This window comes from Nonomuraea sp. NPDC049400, from assembly GCF_044466425.1.
Classification (GTDB): Bacteria; Actinomycetota; Actinomycetes; order Streptosporangiales; family Streptosporangiaceae; genus Nonomuraea.
Genome location: NZ_JBITMP010000024.1, coordinates 85,255 through 100,393, shown reverse-complemented (window position 1 = coordinate 100,393; position 15,139 = coordinate 85,255). Strand labels below are relative to the sequence as shown.

Here is a 15,139-nt window from a genome sequence, read left to right as displayed (position 1 = left end):
CGGTGGCGACGGAGCCGCGGCCGGCCTCAGCGCCCGTTGCCGGAGATGATGCCGCTGTACGAGCCCACCACCTTGACCTGGCCGAGCTCGGCACCCTTCGGCGGGATGTGCGCGACCACCTGGATCAGCTCGGTCATCGTCATGTACGTGTAGTACTTGCCGCGCAGGAGCCCGTTGTTCTTCTGGAAGACGTAGTTGCGCTGCGGCCCCTGGCGTACGTCGTAGCGTTTGGTCCGCTCGATGGTCGTGAACGTGAGCGCGCCGCCGTCGGTCGTGCGCAGGGCGTACGAGGGGTACGCGGCGGCCGGCCGGGCGTTCTCGGTGAGCCGGGCGTACTGGTTCATCTTCATCCGGTTCGACGCGGCGTCGGTCGTGAGCTTGTCGGCGGCATAGCGGCTCTTCTCCGCCCTGCTGCCCTTGCCCACCAGGTGGGCGGCATAGCCCGAGGCGAACGCGGCAGGCGACATCAGCAGCCCGGCAGCGTCCGTCTGGCTCACTTCGGTGGCCGTCCCCGAGGCGTCCGTCGCGATCTGCGGCCCTTCCCCGGCGGTCGTTCCCTCGAAGGAGTCGGGGGCGTACATCTGCCGCCAGCCGCCCCCGTCACGGGCGAACAGGAGATAGGTCGGCACCTTTGCGGTCTCGCTCCTGCCCTTCCAGTACGCGGTGGCCAGGAACCATCGCTGCCCCGGCACATAGAACGTGGGTCTGGCGTAGCCGAACGGCTGGTAGTCGTCGTCGCCGCCCAGTTTCCGGCTGGAGGCATAGGACGCCTTGTCGATGACGAAGCTGGAGCCGCCCTCGTAGCCCGCCAAGAGCTTGTCACTCATGGCCTCGTTGGCCGCGTTGTTGCGTTTGACATAGTCCTCGACCACCGAGGCCGTCTCCTGGGCCGACACGGGCGCCGAAGGCTTCGGCGCGCTGCTCGTGGCAGGCGGCGCCGACCGGTTCGCGCCCGGCATTGGCAGAGCAGAGCACCCCGCCATCAGGCACCCGGCCATCACGCCACCAACCACCCACGCAAACCGCCGCACTCCACACACCTCATACGTTTCCGCCCTAAAGCGCACAAAGGTACCAATAGCGGTAACGCCGTGCGGCAGAACCCCCTGCCGACGCGTCTCCTTCTGAACGCTGCGGGCCGCGGTGATCAGCTGAGCGCGCAGCTCACTTGGGGCGGCGCGTTGGTCGTGTTGTCCCAGGTGGCGATGAAGCCGAATGAGGTGGACGCGCCGGCCGCCAGGCCGCCGTTGTAGGCGACGTTGCGTGCCGTGACGGTGGCCGCGTTCTGGGTGAGTGCGGTGTTCCACGATTCGCGAACCTGCTGGCCGTTGGCGAAGGTGAAGGTCGTCGTCCAACCGGAGGCCGCGCTCGGGGAGGCGTTCTTCACCGTGACCTCACCCTGGAAGGCGCCGCCCCACTGGGAGATCACCCGGTAGGCGGCGGTGCACGGGCCGCCGGTGGGCGGAGGGGTCACGGTGGGCGAGGACGACGGCGGGGTCACGCCGCCGAGCACCCGTGCGAGGGGCGGGTACCACCGGTCGGCCATCTTCTGGAAGCCGGTGTCGTTGGGATGTACCCCGTCGCCGGTGTCCGTGGCCGGGTTGAAGCCGGTCCACTGGTCCACGACGACGACGGGCGACTGGGTGGTTGAGAGGCCGGCGGCCCAGTTCGGGATCGCGTTGTTGAGCGCCACCACACTGGCCGCGCAGGTGGGGCAGCCGGACGGGTTCATGGGGATGATCTGCGCCACGATGATCTTCATGTTGGGGTTGTTCGCCCGCATCTGACCGACCAGCTTCGTGTACGCGGCGAGGACGGTGCCGGTGGGGAGGAAACCACCCCACATGTCGTTGGTGCCCAGGTGCATGAGGACGATGTCGGGCTTGGCCGCGTCGAGCCACGGCGGCAGCTGGTTCTGGTCGGCGATGCCGGTGGCGGAGTAGCCGCCGTGGCCCCTCGTGGTCGCCGTCGTAGGAGAACCCGTAATTGCAGCCACCGTCCGGGTCGCTGCCGACGAAGTCGATGTTCGTGTATCCGGCTGTCTGCAGGTGGTGCCAGAGCAGGGCGCGCCAGCAGCCGGGTCCGGCGGTGATGGAGTCGCCGAGCGGCATGATGCGAACGGGCGCCGCCGCCGACAGCGCGGGCAGGGCCGCCCCGAAGACGACCGCCGCGAGGAACGCGGTGAGCAAGGCGTACAGGTGGGATCCGCGAAGCATGGGCGTCTCCTGGCAGCGACGATCAGGGGGCGCGTCACATGAGACCCGACTCGGGCCCGCCGGCTGGCGGGCCCGGTCGAAGGTGCTACGAGAGCGGGTTCTGAGTGAGCAGGTGTGCCTTGAAGCCCTCGCCGTAGGTGCTGGTGGGGGTGCCGCTGTAGTCGGTGATGAGCACGTTGCCCTGGCCGCAGCCCCATGGGTTCCAGGTCCAGGCCGTGTACCCGACGCCGTGCGCGTCGGCCCACGCCATCACCCGGTCGATGTAGTCGTGGGCGCAGGAGTCCTGGCCGATCTCGCCGGCGTGCACCGGCACCTGCGCGGCGACCGCACCGACCTGGCTGTCCCAGCAGGAGGTGTTGGAGCAGGCGTTGAAGTTGTACGTGTGCCAGGCGGCCATCAGGTTGCCCGTCGGGTCGTCCGGCTTGTAGGTCAGCCACTGGCTCAGGTCGTTGGACCAGGTCAGGCCGCCAAGCATGATCACATTGGTGGCGCCCGTGGCGCGCACGGCGTTGACCAGCGACTGCATGCCGGCCACCGGGTAGCCGATGCCGGTGCAGGTGCCGCCGTCGCGCCAGCAGGTCCAGCCGGCGGTCGCGTTCCAGTTCGCGGCGGCGTCCGGGTAGGGCTCGTTGAACAGGTCGAAGATCACCGCGTTGTTGCCCTTGAAGGCGTTGGCCACGCCGGTCCAGAACGTCGGCGCGTACTGCGCGTCCGGCATCGGCTTCTGGCAGGTCGCCGCGGTGTCTGAGCAGCCGGCCCCCTGCCCGGTGTACTGGCCGTAGCTCCAGTGCATCTCCACGATCGGCGTGATGCCGTTGGCGACCAGCAGGTTCACGTAGTCCTTGACGTTCTGCTGGTACGTGGCGCCGCTGGGCGAGCCGTTGGTGCCGACCCAGCATTCCTCGTTCAGCGGGATCCGTACCGCGTGGATGTTCCAGGCCTTCATCGCGTTCACCGAGGCCTGGTCCACCGGACCGCTGTCCCACATGCCCTTGCCCTGCACGCAGGCGAACTCGCCGCTGGCCCGGTTCACACCGAGCAGGCGGTAGGTGGCGCCGCTGGAGGTGACCAGCCGGTTCCCGGAGACGCGCAGAGCGGGTGCCGCGCCACCGGTGCCGCCGTCGTTGTCGGCCTCGGTGGCGTTCACGGTGACGGAGGCGAGGCCGGAGGAGGCGACGGTGATCGGCCGGGCGCCGTTGGCGCTGTCGGCGTCCTCCGCGGCGCGCAGGGTCACGGTCTGCGGGGTGTTCCAGTTGGACGTGGTGAAGGTCAGGCCGGCGCCGCCGCTGACGGTGATGTCGCTGTCCCCGGCGCCCGCGGTGCTGGTGACGGTCACGTTGCCGGACGGCTGGGACCTCAGCCGGACCGTGTAGGTGCCGGTCGCCCCCTCGGGCACGCTCACGCTGGTGGAGGAGACCACCAGGGCCTGCTGCGTCCCTCCGGCGCCGGTGCCTGAGCACGAGACGGCGGGCGAGTTGTTGACGCCACCGGTGTAGGTGCCGTTGAAGCCGACGGTCCACGTTGCCCCGGTGCCCTTGGCGGCGTTGTAGGAGGTCGGGTTGACGGTGACAGCCGCGCCCGCCGGGGTGGGGGTCGCCGGGGTCGGCACGCCCTCCCACATCTGGGTGATCACCTGGCTGTCGGGGAAGTCGAAGCTCAGCGTCCAGCTGGTCAACGGGTCACCGGTGTTGGTGACGGTGATCGTGGCGCCGAAGGCGCTGCCGTTGTCCCAGCTCTTGGCATAGGTGGCCGAACACGACACGGCCGCGTCGGCAGCGGTCTGGACGGTGGCGAGCCCGAATCCGGCGAGCAGAACGGCGGCCGCGGCCGTCAAGGCTCTGCGCCACGAGTTCCGGTGGATTGGCATAGGGGTTCTCCGTGACGGGATCGAGGGGCGGAAGCGACCATGGGACCTCCGCCTCCAGCGAATGGGAGCGCTCCCAAACGATCTGCCCGCCCGGACCGCTTCGCAAGAACGCCCTGCTTCCGGAACCGGGACGCCTGCGCCGACCTTGCACAAGAGGGAGAACGGCACTGAAACTTTCATCCGGGGCTCTCCGGCGGCGGAGCTGAAATGAGTAGGGGATACTCAGGCCGATCCATCGTCAACGCGACACGATCCATGGCGAACATCGTTGGTTCAGGCGCGCTCTGCCGCCGTTCCCGACCTGGAGGTGCCATGTTCAGGGTGCTCAGCCGATTCGTGCTCGGAACGCTCCTGGCTATGTCGATCATCTCGACACCCGCCTCGTACGCCGCCGGCTCCCCGATAGCGATGATCAACCGATGGACGGGGAAGTGCGCCGACCTCCCGAACTGGGGCGCGAACCCGCCAGGCACGCCAGTGACCCAGTTCTCCTGCAACAGTTCCGACGGCGACAACCAGCTCTGGATCCCGCGGCCGACCCGGGTCGTCAACGGCGTGCAACTCTACGAGTTCCTCAACGTGAAGAGCTCGCTCTGCCTCGACCTGCCCGGCCTCGGCCACGCCCCGGCCGGGACCCGGCTGAGCATCTATCACTGCGCGTCCACACCGGCCGACGACAACCAGGAGTGGTACCTACGTGATGTCGTGGAGCCGCACGTCGACCAGCTGGTCATCAACTACAAGAACGGGCTCTGCCTGGACGTGGCCGGATGGGCGAGCACAGGCTCCGACCGGGCCAACGACCTTCCGCTCACCGTCTTCACCTGTTACGACCCGTCCTGGGCGAACGACGGGTACGACGATCACCGTTGGCTGTTGATGGCCTGACGGCCGGACGGCGGGCCACGTCCGCGCACAGGCAGGCAGTAGTTCGTCACACGAATTTGTTACGCTGGGCCGATGAGCAAGCATGTCGACGGCCCGATCGGGATGGCGTCCGCGCTCGTGCGGTCCACGTTCGTGGTGAATGCCGTGTACGCGGCCTCCGCCCGCGAGTACGGCCTCACCCAGCAGCAGGGCCAGTTGTTGTGTGTCCTGATGGCGCAGCCGTACGGCATGAGCGAGCTGGGCCACGTGCTCGGCCTCGCCAAGTCGAGCCTGACCGGCCTGGTGGACCGCAGCGAGCGCAACGGCCTGGTCCGGCGCAGACCCGACCCTCAAGACTCCCGCGCGGTGAGGGTGGCGCTCACCAGGCGGGGCGCCAGGCTGGCCGATGAGTTCTACACCGAGACCTGCCGCCGCGTCGACGGGCTGACCTCGAGGTTCGCCCCGACGGAGCGCGACGCGCTCGCCGGACTGCTCGGCCGCGTCGTGGCGGACAACAAGGTCCCCACCGTCTTCGTGGGGCCGGATCGCATGCGCTGAACCCACAGAAGGAGTTGCGGTTCGGGCTACGAACTAATATGGTTCGTAGCACGAACTCAGTTCTTTTCTGTGATGGAGTGTGTGAATCATGAGTCGTACAGTTGTGGTCATCGGCGGAGGTTACGGTGGTTCCGCGGTCGCCAAGGCACTGGACCCGGAGGCCGACGTCGTCCTCATCGACCCTCGGGACGCGTTCGTCAACACGGCAGGCTCGCTGCGGGCGCTGACCCGGCCCGACTGGGCGCACAACATGTTCTTCCCCTACGACCAGTGGCTCAGGCGCGGCACGGTGGTCCGCGACCGCGCGGTCTCGGTGGACCCCGGTGGCGTCACCCTGGCTTCGGGCCGGCGGGTCGAGGCCGACTACCTGGTTCTGGCCACCGGCTCCAGCTACGCCTACCCCGCCAAGCCCACCTCCGACTCCACGGACGAGGTCCTGGACGACCTGCTCCGGACCCACAAAGAGCTGGCGGGTTCGGAGCGGGTGCTGATCCTCGGCGCCGGGCCGGTCGGCCTGGAACTGGCCGGCGAGATCAAGGAGGTCTGGCCGCACAAGCACGTGACCATCGTCGACCCGGCCGAGCAGCTGCTGGCCGCCTTCCCCGCGGAGATGCGCGAGGAGCTGCACCGCCAGCTCGGCGAGCTGGACATCCAGCTGCGGCTGGGCACCGGCCTGACCGCGCCTCCGGCAACCGAGCCCGGCCAGGCGGCGGCGTTCACCGTCACCACGACCGGCGGTGCGGAGATCACCGCCGACATCTGGTTCCGCGCGCACGGCGTACGCGTCAACAGCGACTACCTCGCCGACGGCCGGCTGACGACTCGTACGCCGCAGGGTCAGGTCCGCGTCACCGAGACACTCAACGTGCACGGATACGACCACGTCTACGCCATCGGCGACATCACCGACGTCGCCGAGGCCAAGATGGCCGGGTACGCCATGCAGCACGCCGAGGTGGTGGCCCAGAACATCATCGCCCACCTGCGCGGCGAGCAGCCGGAGGCCGCCTACCGGCCGCTGCCCCACCCCATGATCCTGCTCCCGCTCGGCCCGCGTGGCGGTGTCGGCCAGCTGCCCACCCCCGACGGACCGGCCGCCATCCCGGCCGAGACGGTCTCGGCGTACAAGGGGGCCGACCTGTTCACCGGCCGCTTCACCGAGCAGTTCGGCGCCGCCTGACATGGACCACACCCGGCTGGGCAGCGGCGCGTACGCCGTTGCAGAGAAAGGCAGCACATTGTCCACACATAACGTCGTCTTCGGTTTTGGTGCGCATTCCAGAATTGACGACATTCCAGAGTTGTTGCGCATGGCCCAGCAGGCCGACCGGGACGGGCTTGACCTCTTCACGTTGTCAGACCATCCCTACATCGGCGACCGCCTGGATGCCTACGCCGCGCTCGGCTTCATCCTCGGGCGTACGCAGCACATCGCCGGCTTCGCCAACGTGACCAACCTGCCGACCCGGCCCGCTCCCATGCTGGCCAGGACGGTGACGTCGCTGTCGGCGCTGTCGGGCGGCCGGATCGTGCTCGGCATGGGCGCGGGCGGGCTGTGGGACCGCATCGCCGACATGGGAGTGCCGCGGCTGACGCCCGGCGACGCCGTGGACGCCTTCGAGGAGGCGATCGTCCTGGTCAAGCTGCTGTCGGGCGGCGGCGCTCCAGTCACCTACCAGGGCAACCACTACCAGGTGAACCAGATCGAGCCCGCTCCCGTCGCCGCGCCTCCCGTGTGGACCGGATCGGTCGGCCGGAAATCCCTGGCCGCCACCGGCCGGGTGGCCGACGGCTGGATCCCCGGCCACGCGGCCGACTGGCGCAGCGAACGCTACCGGGCCTCCCGGCCGATCATCGACGAGGCGGCGGCGTCCGCCGGCCGCGATCCGAGCGAGATCCGCACGGTCTTCAACTTCCCCGGACGCATCACCGACCGGCCGCTGCCCGCCACCCGCGACCGCGACGGCCGCTGGCTCGGCGGCTCCGTCGACCAGTGGGTCGAGGAACTGACCGGAGCCGTGCTGGAGCACGGCGCGTCGGGCTTCACGCTCTTCTCCACCGGCCACGGCGCCGTGGACCTCACCGTCCTGGCCCGCTGGGCCCAGGAGATCGTCCCGTCCGTACGTGAGGCGATCGCGAAGTAGGGCCCATGAGCACGTACTCACAGGACCGAGACACACGGTGAGCCGGCCGCCCCGCCGGCCCGAACCGGCACGCGGGACTATCGGGCAGCGGACCGGCGCCCGCTGCGGTGGCGGCGGTGATAAGACACAGTGACGGCGGCCAGCAGCGGGCCCCACAGCAGCAGCGGCGCGTAGCAGGCGTAGAACAAGGCGCGGTAGCCGCCGTGCGGCGCCGGCTCCTCGTACGTCACGAACATCATCACGGCCAGCTGTGACCACCACAGCAAGGTCACGATCGCGGCGCCGACGGCCGCGGGAATCACGGCGGCCCATGGCCGCACGCCCTTGCCGCCGATGAAGGGGATCCAGCGCGGGACGACCTCCCCCCACGGCCGGACGAGGCCCATCGTCATGTACGCGGCCAGCTCGACGAGCACGCTGAGCCCGATCATGTACAGGGTGCCCCACCCGGGAGAGTGGTAGTCCTCCAGCAGCTCGCGCTCGCTGATCCCGAGGGGGACTCCGACGGCGAGGGCGACCCGCCACAGGCTGGAAGGCACTGTACTGGCCACCGCCACATGAGCGGCCACACGCGCCCAGGCGGGCGGCGGTGCGACGGGCGGGGCAGGGGCGGCGGCCATAGAGGGGATCATGGGCACGACTCTGCTGCACGCCCGGCCGCACCGCCTCCCACCGTGAGGCCAAGGCATTCCCCCGGACGGGGGAGGGCGTCGTTCGCTCGCTGCGCGGGGCGGCCACGAGCCGGCAAGGCGTCGGCGCGCCCTGCGGTGCGGGCCGTCATGCACGAGCTCCAGAGGCCGCCAGCTGGTCGGCGACGTTGCGGAAGGTGGCCAGCCAGCGCTGGTTGCCGACTCCCGAGTCGCGGCCGTTGCGTACGACGACGGCGTCGGCATCGGGGGCCACGTAGATGTACTGCCCGTGGTTTCCCCACGCGTAGAACCGCCCAGGCCGTTCGACGTCGACCCACCAGAAATACTGGTAGAAGGCGGCCGGGTCGGTGGCGGTGTCGGCAGCCGTGGCGGCGTCCACCCAGGCTTCCGGCAGGATGCGCCTGCCGTTCCACTCACCGTGGTGGAGGAACAGCAGACCGAGGCGGGCGGAGTCCACGGGGGTCGTGTTGAGGCCGCTCTCCATCTTCTCGAACCCGGAGCGTGCCGAGTCGAGATTCCAGGTCGCGTCCGCTTCGGCTCCCAGCGGCTGCCACAACCTGGCGGACATGTACCCCGAGACCGGCATTCCCGTGGCCCGCTCGAGCACCATCCCCAGCAGCAGCGGGTTGTAGTTGTTGTAGCGCCACTCCTGCCCCGGCGGACGCTCGATCTGGGTCCGGTTGAGGGCGATGTCGCGCAGGTCGACGCCGTAATAGGTGAACGCGTCGTCGTCCCACGGCCAGGGAAGGTCGGTTTTCCAGTACCGGAGGCCCGACGACATCGTGAGCAAGTGGCGCAGCCTGATCTGCGCGAAGCGGGGATCGCGCCTTGCGAGCTCCGGCAGGTAGTCGGTCACCGGATCCTCGACGCTGCCGATCAGTCCCTCGGCGACCGCGATACCCACCAGCGTCGACACGAACGACTTCGCGACCGAGAACGAGGTCTGGCGAGTACGCCGATCCGCGCCGCCGAAGTAGCGCTCGTACACCAGCCGGTCCTTGTGGACGACCAGGAACGCGCTGGTGTCGGTCGCACGCAGGAAGTCGTCGGAACGGAGGTCGATCCCGCCGCCCCCGGGAAGCGGGCCGGCGCCCTGACCTGGTATCAGACGGGATGGGAACCGGTACTGGTCGCCCACGTCGGCGTCGTACCAGACCAGCGCCCGGGCGAGAGTCGACCGGTCGAGCGAGGACCACGCCCATCCGTAGAGACCGAGCGTCACGACGAGCACGGTGCCAACACCTCTGGTCAACCAGCGGCGCCATGGCCGTCGCCGCACCGTCGGCTCGATCGTCTCCTCCATGTCCTCGCCTTCTCCGTCTCATGGCCGGTCGCGATGGACGCCCTCGTCCTGCGTACGGCGACTCAGCCGGACTGCGGAGGCAGCGGGCCGAGCGCGGTCACCCCGTACGTCGCGTCGAGCTCACGCAAGCTCTCCTGCGTGAAATCGCCCACCTCGGCCCGGCGGTGGATGTCGCGGAAGAGCCCCTCGGCGCCGCCCGGGACGAAGATCGTCAGCTTGCGCCCTCCCGAGGGTCCGGCGCGCAGACCGTGCGGGCATCCCGGCGGTACGAAGACCACCGCTCCCGCCTGGGCGGACAGCCATCGCCCCGCCACGTGATAGTCGTAGTGGCCGTCCAGGATGTACCAGAGCTCCGCCACCGCGTGGGTGTGCAGCACGGTCGAGAAGCCGGGCGGATCCACGCTCTCCAACATGCCGATCATGCCGTCCGTACGCTCGCCGGACGCCTTGATCGTCATGGGCGTCAGCTGCGGGGTGGCGGCGGGCTCGCCCTGACCTGCGGCCAGCAGGTAGGGCCTGAGGGAATCGCCGGTCACCAGGCGACCGGAAGTTCGTGCGGGCCGAAGGCGGCCATTCCGCTGCGCCAGCGCAGCTCGGCGGGGTCCACCGCCAGCCGGAGGCCGGGGAACCGGCACAGCAGCGCCGCCAAGCCGGTCTGCAGTTCCATACGGGCGATCCCGGCGCCCAGGCAGAAGTGGGCGCCGCGGCCGAAGGTGAGGTGATCGTTCTTGGCGCGGTCGAGATCCATCCGCGCCGGCTCGGGGAAGGCGGCCTCGTCCCGGTTGGCCGCCGCGGTGGGCCCGCCGCCGGCCTCCATGCGATCGAGCAGGCCTTCGGCGATGTCCTGGACATCGGCACGCATCGACTCCACCCGCCGCGGCACGAAAGCACGCGACACCGCCCTGCGCAGTCGGGTGTGGTCCGGGGGGTCGAGGTTGAGCAGGCTTTCCGGCAGCCCGATCGGGCGCTCGGAGTACTGTGGCACGCCGGGCCGGAACAGCCAGGCACGGCTGAACACCGGATCCATCAACACCCTGACGACATCGTCATGGCGCGTCACCAGGTATCCCTGGTCGCCCGACGGCATGCGGACCCTGAGCACGGGCTGCTCGCTGCTCACCTGGGTGAGCAGCGAGGGTGGATCGAGCGGAGACGGCCAGTCGAACGAGAGATCGCGCATGCCTCCCACGATTCCCGGTGCGACGATCTTGCCGTTTCCCTCACGTTGGGGGTCTCCATCCCTCTCCCGGGGGATCTTCGGCCATCTCCGCGAGACAGAGAGCCCCGGCCACACCAGGGCCGACCAGCCCGCGGGGCGCGGGTGCGCCTACTTCACGAACTTGATCTCGGGATACTTCGGGGACGGGCCGTCGAGCAGGTGGTTGTTCCGATGGCGCAGGTGCAGGTCGAAGAACGACGCGAGGTAGGTGCGCTGCGCCGCCAGGGACCGGCCGGGGTCGATCGTGCCGATGACGCCGTCCTGCTCCGGGATCAGCGCTCCGAGCTGCGGCACCACGGTCTGCAGGTCGGTGAAGCTGTTGTGGGCGGCCTTGAGCAGGGTAAGGTCGCGCTTCCAGCCGCGCTGGTGGCTCCAGAAGTCGCGCCAGGATCGGTCGGGGCCGCCGGGCAGGTGGTTGTGCTCATTGAGTTCGCCGGTTTCCTTGTTGACGGGGGCGGAGCCCATCAGCATGAAAGGTCGGTCCAGGCCGTGCTCGGCCACCTTGCCCGGCCGGTAGTCAGTGCCGGTGGGGTCACCGTATGCCATGCCACCGTCCATGTTGACGCCCGCGTCGATGCGACGGTCGCGGTACATGGCCTCCCCGGCGGTGAAGCCGCCGAGCGAGTGGCCGAACATGCCGACCTGGCCCAGGTCGAGCGCGCCGCTCAGCCCGCTCGGCAGCGGCCGCCGTTCCGCGTCGGGGTTGGTCCCGGCGTTCAGCGCCGCGAGCCGGTCCAGGACGAACCGGGTGTCGGCGACCCGCGTTTCGGTCGCCTTCTCGGCGTACGCCGGGGTGAGGTCGGCCGGCAACATCCGCTCGACGCGGTCGCCGGGGAACTGCACGGCCAGCGTCTCGTAGGTGTGGGAGATGGACACGACCACGTAGCCGCGACTGGCCAGGTCGTCGGTCAGCACCGTGTCCAGCTCGCGCGGCACGTTCAGCCCGGGAGAGAACAGCACCACCGGCTTGGGGCCGCCCCGCCGGTCGACCGCCGCCGAGTCGTACGCGTGCCGCTTCGTCCTGTCCCATGCCACCGAGTTCTCCGGCAGCTTCATGAACGTGTGGACGGCGGCTGCCACGCCGTCCGGCAGCCACGCGGCGCGCTCGTGGCGCCCCGTCGCCCGGGCCGGGTAGGTGACGGTGACCATCAGCTCACGCCTGCGGTCCTTGCGCCACGGATCGGCACGGTCGCGGTCCACAAGGTGCAGGGTGACGCTGCCCACGGGACGCGCGCCGGTCGGCTCCGGCAGCGAGATCCGCGCCGGCGGCGCCGCCAGCGCGGCCGCGGGCATCATCAGCATCACGGATGCGGCCACGATTGTCAGTCCGAGTACGGCACGGCAGCGCCGCCTGGTGCTCAGGTTCAACTCACGCCTCCTGTCGAGATCGCCAGACATGGATCACACATTCCTGGATCACGACGGAGGCGGGACTCCCGCGCCGGGGGGAACCGTTACCCCTTTGAGGGGGAGCTTCGGCTCCGGTTGCCAAGGGCGTGGGCTCAGCCCGTGGGGATGCGCAGGGCTGAGCGGCGGGCCCAGGTGGCCCAGCGCCAGAGCCACTCGATGGGGCCCTGGCGGTAGCGGCGCAGCCAGAGGGTGGAGAACAGCCACTGGGCCGCGAGGACGGCTCCAGCGACCAGGTAAGCCGTCGTCAAGGACTGGCCGATCGGCAGGCCGAGGAGGTGAGTGGCCGCCAGAACGAGGAGCGTGGCGGTCAGATAATTGGTCAGTGCCATCCGGCCCAGTGGCGCGAAGACGAACTGCAGCGCCGGTCGCAGCGGCGTTCTGAGCAGGATCAGCAGGACGCACACGTACACACCGGCGAGCAGCAGATCGGCCAGGGTGGACATGGAAGACAGATACGTCGTGGCCCCCACGGCCCGCATGCCGGCCTGCGCCCACAGGGCAGAGGCCACCCCCGCCGCGAAGGCCAGGCCCAGCAGGACCGGTCCTCGGGTGGACCGCTCGATCTTCTCGATCACGCCGTATCGGACCAGTGCCGAGCCCAACAGGAACAGCCCGGCGATCAGCAGGGGCCCGCCACCGCCGATCACCGCCGCCGTCAGGAGCGCGGCGGAGCTGCCGGCCACCGCCCACCGCGGCAACCAGGACGAGGGCAGCAGCACCAGCAATCCGACGATGGCGTACTTGGTCAGGATTTCGCCTGGCCACAGCAGCATGTGCACGAGGCCGATCGCGAGCAGCACCAGCAGCCGGCGCAGCAGGGCCAGCCGTGGGCGGTGGGCGCGGTTCGCGGCGGAGTCCAGCAGCAGCGAGAACCCGATACCGAACAGCAGGGAGAAGATCGGGAGCCCGAGCCAGGGGTCCCAGTCGCCCATGGGCTGCGTCACGACGGCGGTGCCGTCGTTGGCTATCAGCTGGATGTTGGCGAGCAGGATCTCGCACAGCGCGAACCCGCGCAGGACGTCGAGCGCGGCGATACGCGGCCGGCCGGGGGAGGTCATCGCGGGGCCTCCCATGCCGTCGCCTCGGCAGAGGTTAAGTGGGCATCGGGGCCGCCGCCGGCCGGTCCCGTAGCGTGATCTTCATAGCGCATGGGCCTCATCCTGCGGATGCGGCCCCGCCGCGGACACCGGCCACAAGTCGGATCTCGCGGTCTGTGACCGTACTTTCGGCCGGTTCGGCGCTCAAGGATCGTCGCGATGGCCGTGCGGCCACATCACCGGGTTCCGGCTCAGGTGGTAACCCTGGCCATCACTATCCCGCCGACGATCAGGGCGAGCGCCGCCATCCTGCCCGCCGATACGGGGTCGTCGTTGACCACGATGCCCAGGATGATCGCGCCGACGGCGCCGATGCCGGTGAAGACGGCGTACGCGGTGCCGACCGGCAGTGTGTTCATGGCCTGGGACAGCAGCCAGACGGCGGCGGCCATCAGAATCAGGCAGATCAGCGTAGGGACCGGTCTGGTGAAGTTGTGCGTCGGCTTGATGCTCTGTGACCACGCCACCTCGACCAGCCCCGCCAGCAGCAGGATCAGCCAGTTCATCGGGCCGCCTCCTTGAGCGCCGCCGCCAGGGACTCCTCGTGCCGGTCCCGCAGATGCGCCAGCGCGGGGTCGAGGCGGGCGTTGACCAGCTCCGCGTGAATGAACGTCACGTCCTCGACCTGGAAGTGGCCCTTGAAGAAGTCGCGGAGGTAGCGCTCCTGGTGGTCGTAGGGTTCGCGCGGCGTGCCGGGGCCGTACGCGCCGCCGCGCGCGCTGGTCACCACGAACGAGCGGCCCGCCAGCGACATCTTGGGAAAGGTGATCTGGTCGAGCCAGGCCTTCAGCGACGAGGGGATCGAGTAGTTGTACATAGGCGTCCCGATGAGGATCACCTCGGCCGCGACCACCTCCTCCAGCAGCGGCTCCACGACGGCCCACGCCTGGCGCTGGGCGGGGGTGCGGACCGCCTCCCGGTAGCGGGAGATGTCGGTGATCTCGTGCTCCAGGATGTGGTCGCACAGTTCGGTCCAGGCCTCGCCGATGTGCGGCACGGGCTGTGCGGCCAGGTCGCGGTAGACGTAGCCGGCCCGCGGGCGGGCGGTCCGCCAGGTCTCGGCGTACAGGCTCGACAGCCTCCGCGAGAACGACGCCCGGCGGGCGCTGGCGTCCAGGTGCAACAGCATGGTCTCTCCTCATCAACGGTATGTGGACACAGTGTCCGGTTCAATATAACCGGACGCTATGTCCACATACAATCGGACGCATGGAGAGAGCCGACGCGGCGCGCAACCGCGCACGGATCCTGGAGGCGGCCGCGCTGCTGTTCGCGGAGCGGTCCCCGCAGGACGTGACCATGGACGACATCGCCAGGAAGGCCGGGGTGGGCCGGGGCACGCTCTACCGCCGCTACCCCGACCGGGCGTCGATCGCTGTGGCGCTGCTCGACGAGCACGAGCGGGACCTGCAAGAACGTCTCCTGCGCGGCGAGCCACCCTTGGGCCCCGGAGCACCGCCAACCGAGCGGCTGGCCGCCTTCTACGCCGCCATGGTGCGCCTGCTGGAGGACCACCGCCACCTGGTCCTCGGCTCGGAGGTGGGCCGTTCGCGCTTCGAGACGGGCGCGTACGGCTTCTGGCGCGCCCACGTGCGCGTGCTCCTTGCCGCCGCAGGCACGCCCGGCAGGGACGCGCTGGTCGACGTCCTGCTCGCCCCTCTGGCTCCCGAGGTGTACGGCTACCAGCGCGCGGTGCTGGGCCTCACGCCGGAGCAGATCACCGAGGCCCTTGCCAGGCTGACGAAGACCCTGGAATCAGCTGCGAGTCTGTCCAGCTGATGGTTCCGGCACGAATTGGCCCTCATCGT

16 protein-coding genes are annotated in these 15,139 nt (G+C 69.7%); 5 read left to right on the top strand and 11 right to left on the bottom strand.

What is annotated here, in order from left to right:
- Positions 1-26: 26 nt before the first annotated feature.
- The 3 genes from ACIBVN_RS32970 to ACIBVN_RS32960 all read right to left on the bottom strand — a co-directional run bounded on the left by ACIBVN_RS32970 (position 27) and on the right by ACIBVN_RS32960 (position 4,083).
- On the bottom strand, positions 27-872 hold the full coding sequence (locus tag ACIBVN_RS32970) for a hypothetical protein (RefSeq protein WP_397143113.1): 846 nt from the start codon (positions 870-872) through the stop codon (positions 27-29).
- Positions 873-1,147: 275 nt separating this feature from the next.
- Positions 1,148-1,996 carry a cellulose binding domain-containing protein gene (locus ACIBVN_RS32965; RefSeq protein WP_397143112.1) on the bottom strand — a complete coding sequence of 283 codons (849 nt, stop codon included), beginning with the start codon at positions 1,994-1,996 and terminating at the stop codon, positions 1,148-1,150.
- Positions 1,997-2,301: 305 nt separating this feature from the next.
- Positions 2,302-4,083 carry a cellulase family glycosylhydrolase gene (locus ACIBVN_RS32960; protein ID WP_397143110.1) on the bottom strand — a complete coding sequence of 594 codons (1,782 nt, stop codon included), beginning with the start codon at positions 4,081-4,083 and terminating at the stop codon, positions 2,302-2,304.
- 312 nt (positions 4,084-4,395) lie between these two features.
- On the opposite strand from ACIBVN_RS32960, the gene ACIBVN_RS32955 reads away from it, so the two are divergent.
- From ACIBVN_RS32955 to ACIBVN_RS32940, 4 genes are all read left to right on the top strand, one after another.
- Complete coding sequence (locus tag ACIBVN_RS32955) at positions 4,396-4,971, top strand: RICIN domain-containing protein (RefSeq protein WP_397143108.1); 576 nt, start codon at positions 4,396-4,398, stop codon at positions 4,969-4,971.
- Between the two features lie 72 nt (positions 4,972-5,043).
- The gene (locus tag ACIBVN_RS32950; RefSeq protein WP_397143106.1) at positions 5,044-5,508 is read left to right on the top strand and encodes a MarR family winged helix-turn-helix transcriptional regulator; all 465 of its coding nucleotides are present in this window, start codon (positions 5,044-5,046) and stop codon (positions 5,506-5,508) included.
- Between the two features lie 88 nt (positions 5,509-5,596).
- A complete protein-coding gene (locus ACIBVN_RS32945) occupies positions 5,597-6,688 on the top strand; it encodes an NAD(P)/FAD-dependent oxidoreductase (protein WP_397143104.1) in 1,092 nt (363 codons plus the stop codon).
- A 1-nt stretch (position 6,689) separates the two neighbouring features.
- A complete protein-coding gene (locus tag ACIBVN_RS32940) occupies positions 6,690-7,652 on the top strand; it encodes an LLM class flavin-dependent oxidoreductase (RefSeq protein WP_397143103.1) in 963 nt (320 codons plus the stop codon).
- A gap of 77 nt (positions 7,653-7,729) precedes the next feature.
- Here the strand turns inward: ACIBVN_RS32940 and ACIBVN_RS32935 are convergent, their stop codons facing one another.
- From ACIBVN_RS32935 to ACIBVN_RS32900, 8 genes are all read right to left on the bottom strand, one after another.
- Complete coding sequence (locus ACIBVN_RS32935) at positions 7,730-8,284, bottom strand: hypothetical protein (protein WP_397143101.1); 555 nt, start codon at positions 8,282-8,284, stop codon at positions 7,730-7,732.
- Positions 8,285-8,429: 145 nt separating this feature from the next.
- Complete coding sequence (locus ACIBVN_RS32930; protein WP_397143099.1) at positions 8,430-9,605, bottom strand: serine hydrolase domain-containing protein; 1,176 nt, start codon at positions 9,603-9,605, stop codon at positions 8,430-8,432.
- Between the two features lie 62 nt (positions 9,606-9,667).
- The gene (locus tag ACIBVN_RS32925; protein ID WP_397143098.1) at positions 9,668-10,141 is read right to left on the bottom strand and encodes a cupin domain-containing protein; all 474 of its coding nucleotides are present in this window, start codon (positions 10,139-10,141) and stop codon (positions 9,668-9,670) included.
- The gene (locus ACIBVN_RS32920; protein ID WP_397143096.1) at positions 10,138-10,785 is read right to left on the bottom strand and encodes a cytochrome P450; all 648 of its coding nucleotides are present in this window, start codon (positions 10,783-10,785) and stop codon (positions 10,138-10,140) included. The genes ACIBVN_RS32925 and ACIBVN_RS32920 overlap by 4 nt, the downstream gene beginning before the upstream one ends.
- Positions 10,786-10,932: 147 nt before the next feature.
- Positions 10,933-12,141, bottom strand: coding sequence for an alpha/beta hydrolase family protein (locus ACIBVN_RS32915; protein ID WP_397143094.1), 1,209 nt, complete (start codon positions 12,139-12,141; stop codon positions 10,933-10,935).
- 185 nt (positions 12,142-12,326) lie between these two features.
- Positions 12,327-13,292, bottom strand: coding sequence for a DUF418 domain-containing protein (locus ACIBVN_RS32910; protein WP_397143092.1), 966 nt, complete (start codon positions 13,290-13,292; stop codon positions 12,327-12,329).
- A gap of 230 nt (positions 13,293-13,522) precedes the next feature.
- Entirely contained in the window at positions 13,523-13,837 is a 315-nt protein-coding gene (locus ACIBVN_RS32905; protein WP_397143090.1) for a DMT family transporter, read from the bottom strand.
- A complete protein-coding gene (locus ACIBVN_RS32900; RefSeq protein WP_397143088.1) occupies positions 13,834-14,460 on the bottom strand; it encodes an FMN-dependent NADH-azoreductase in 627 nt (208 codons plus the stop codon). The genes ACIBVN_RS32905 and ACIBVN_RS32900 overlap by 4 nt, the downstream gene beginning before the upstream one ends.
- Positions 14,461-14,540: 80 nt before the next feature.
- Here ACIBVN_RS32900 and ACIBVN_RS32895 point away from each other — a divergent pair, with 80 nt between their 5' ends.
- Complete coding sequence (locus tag ACIBVN_RS32895; protein ID WP_397143086.1) at positions 14,541-15,110, top strand: TetR/AcrR family transcriptional regulator; 570 nt, start codon at positions 14,541-14,543, stop codon at positions 15,108-15,110.
- The last annotated feature ends 29 nt before the right edge of the window (positions 15,111-15,139 follow it).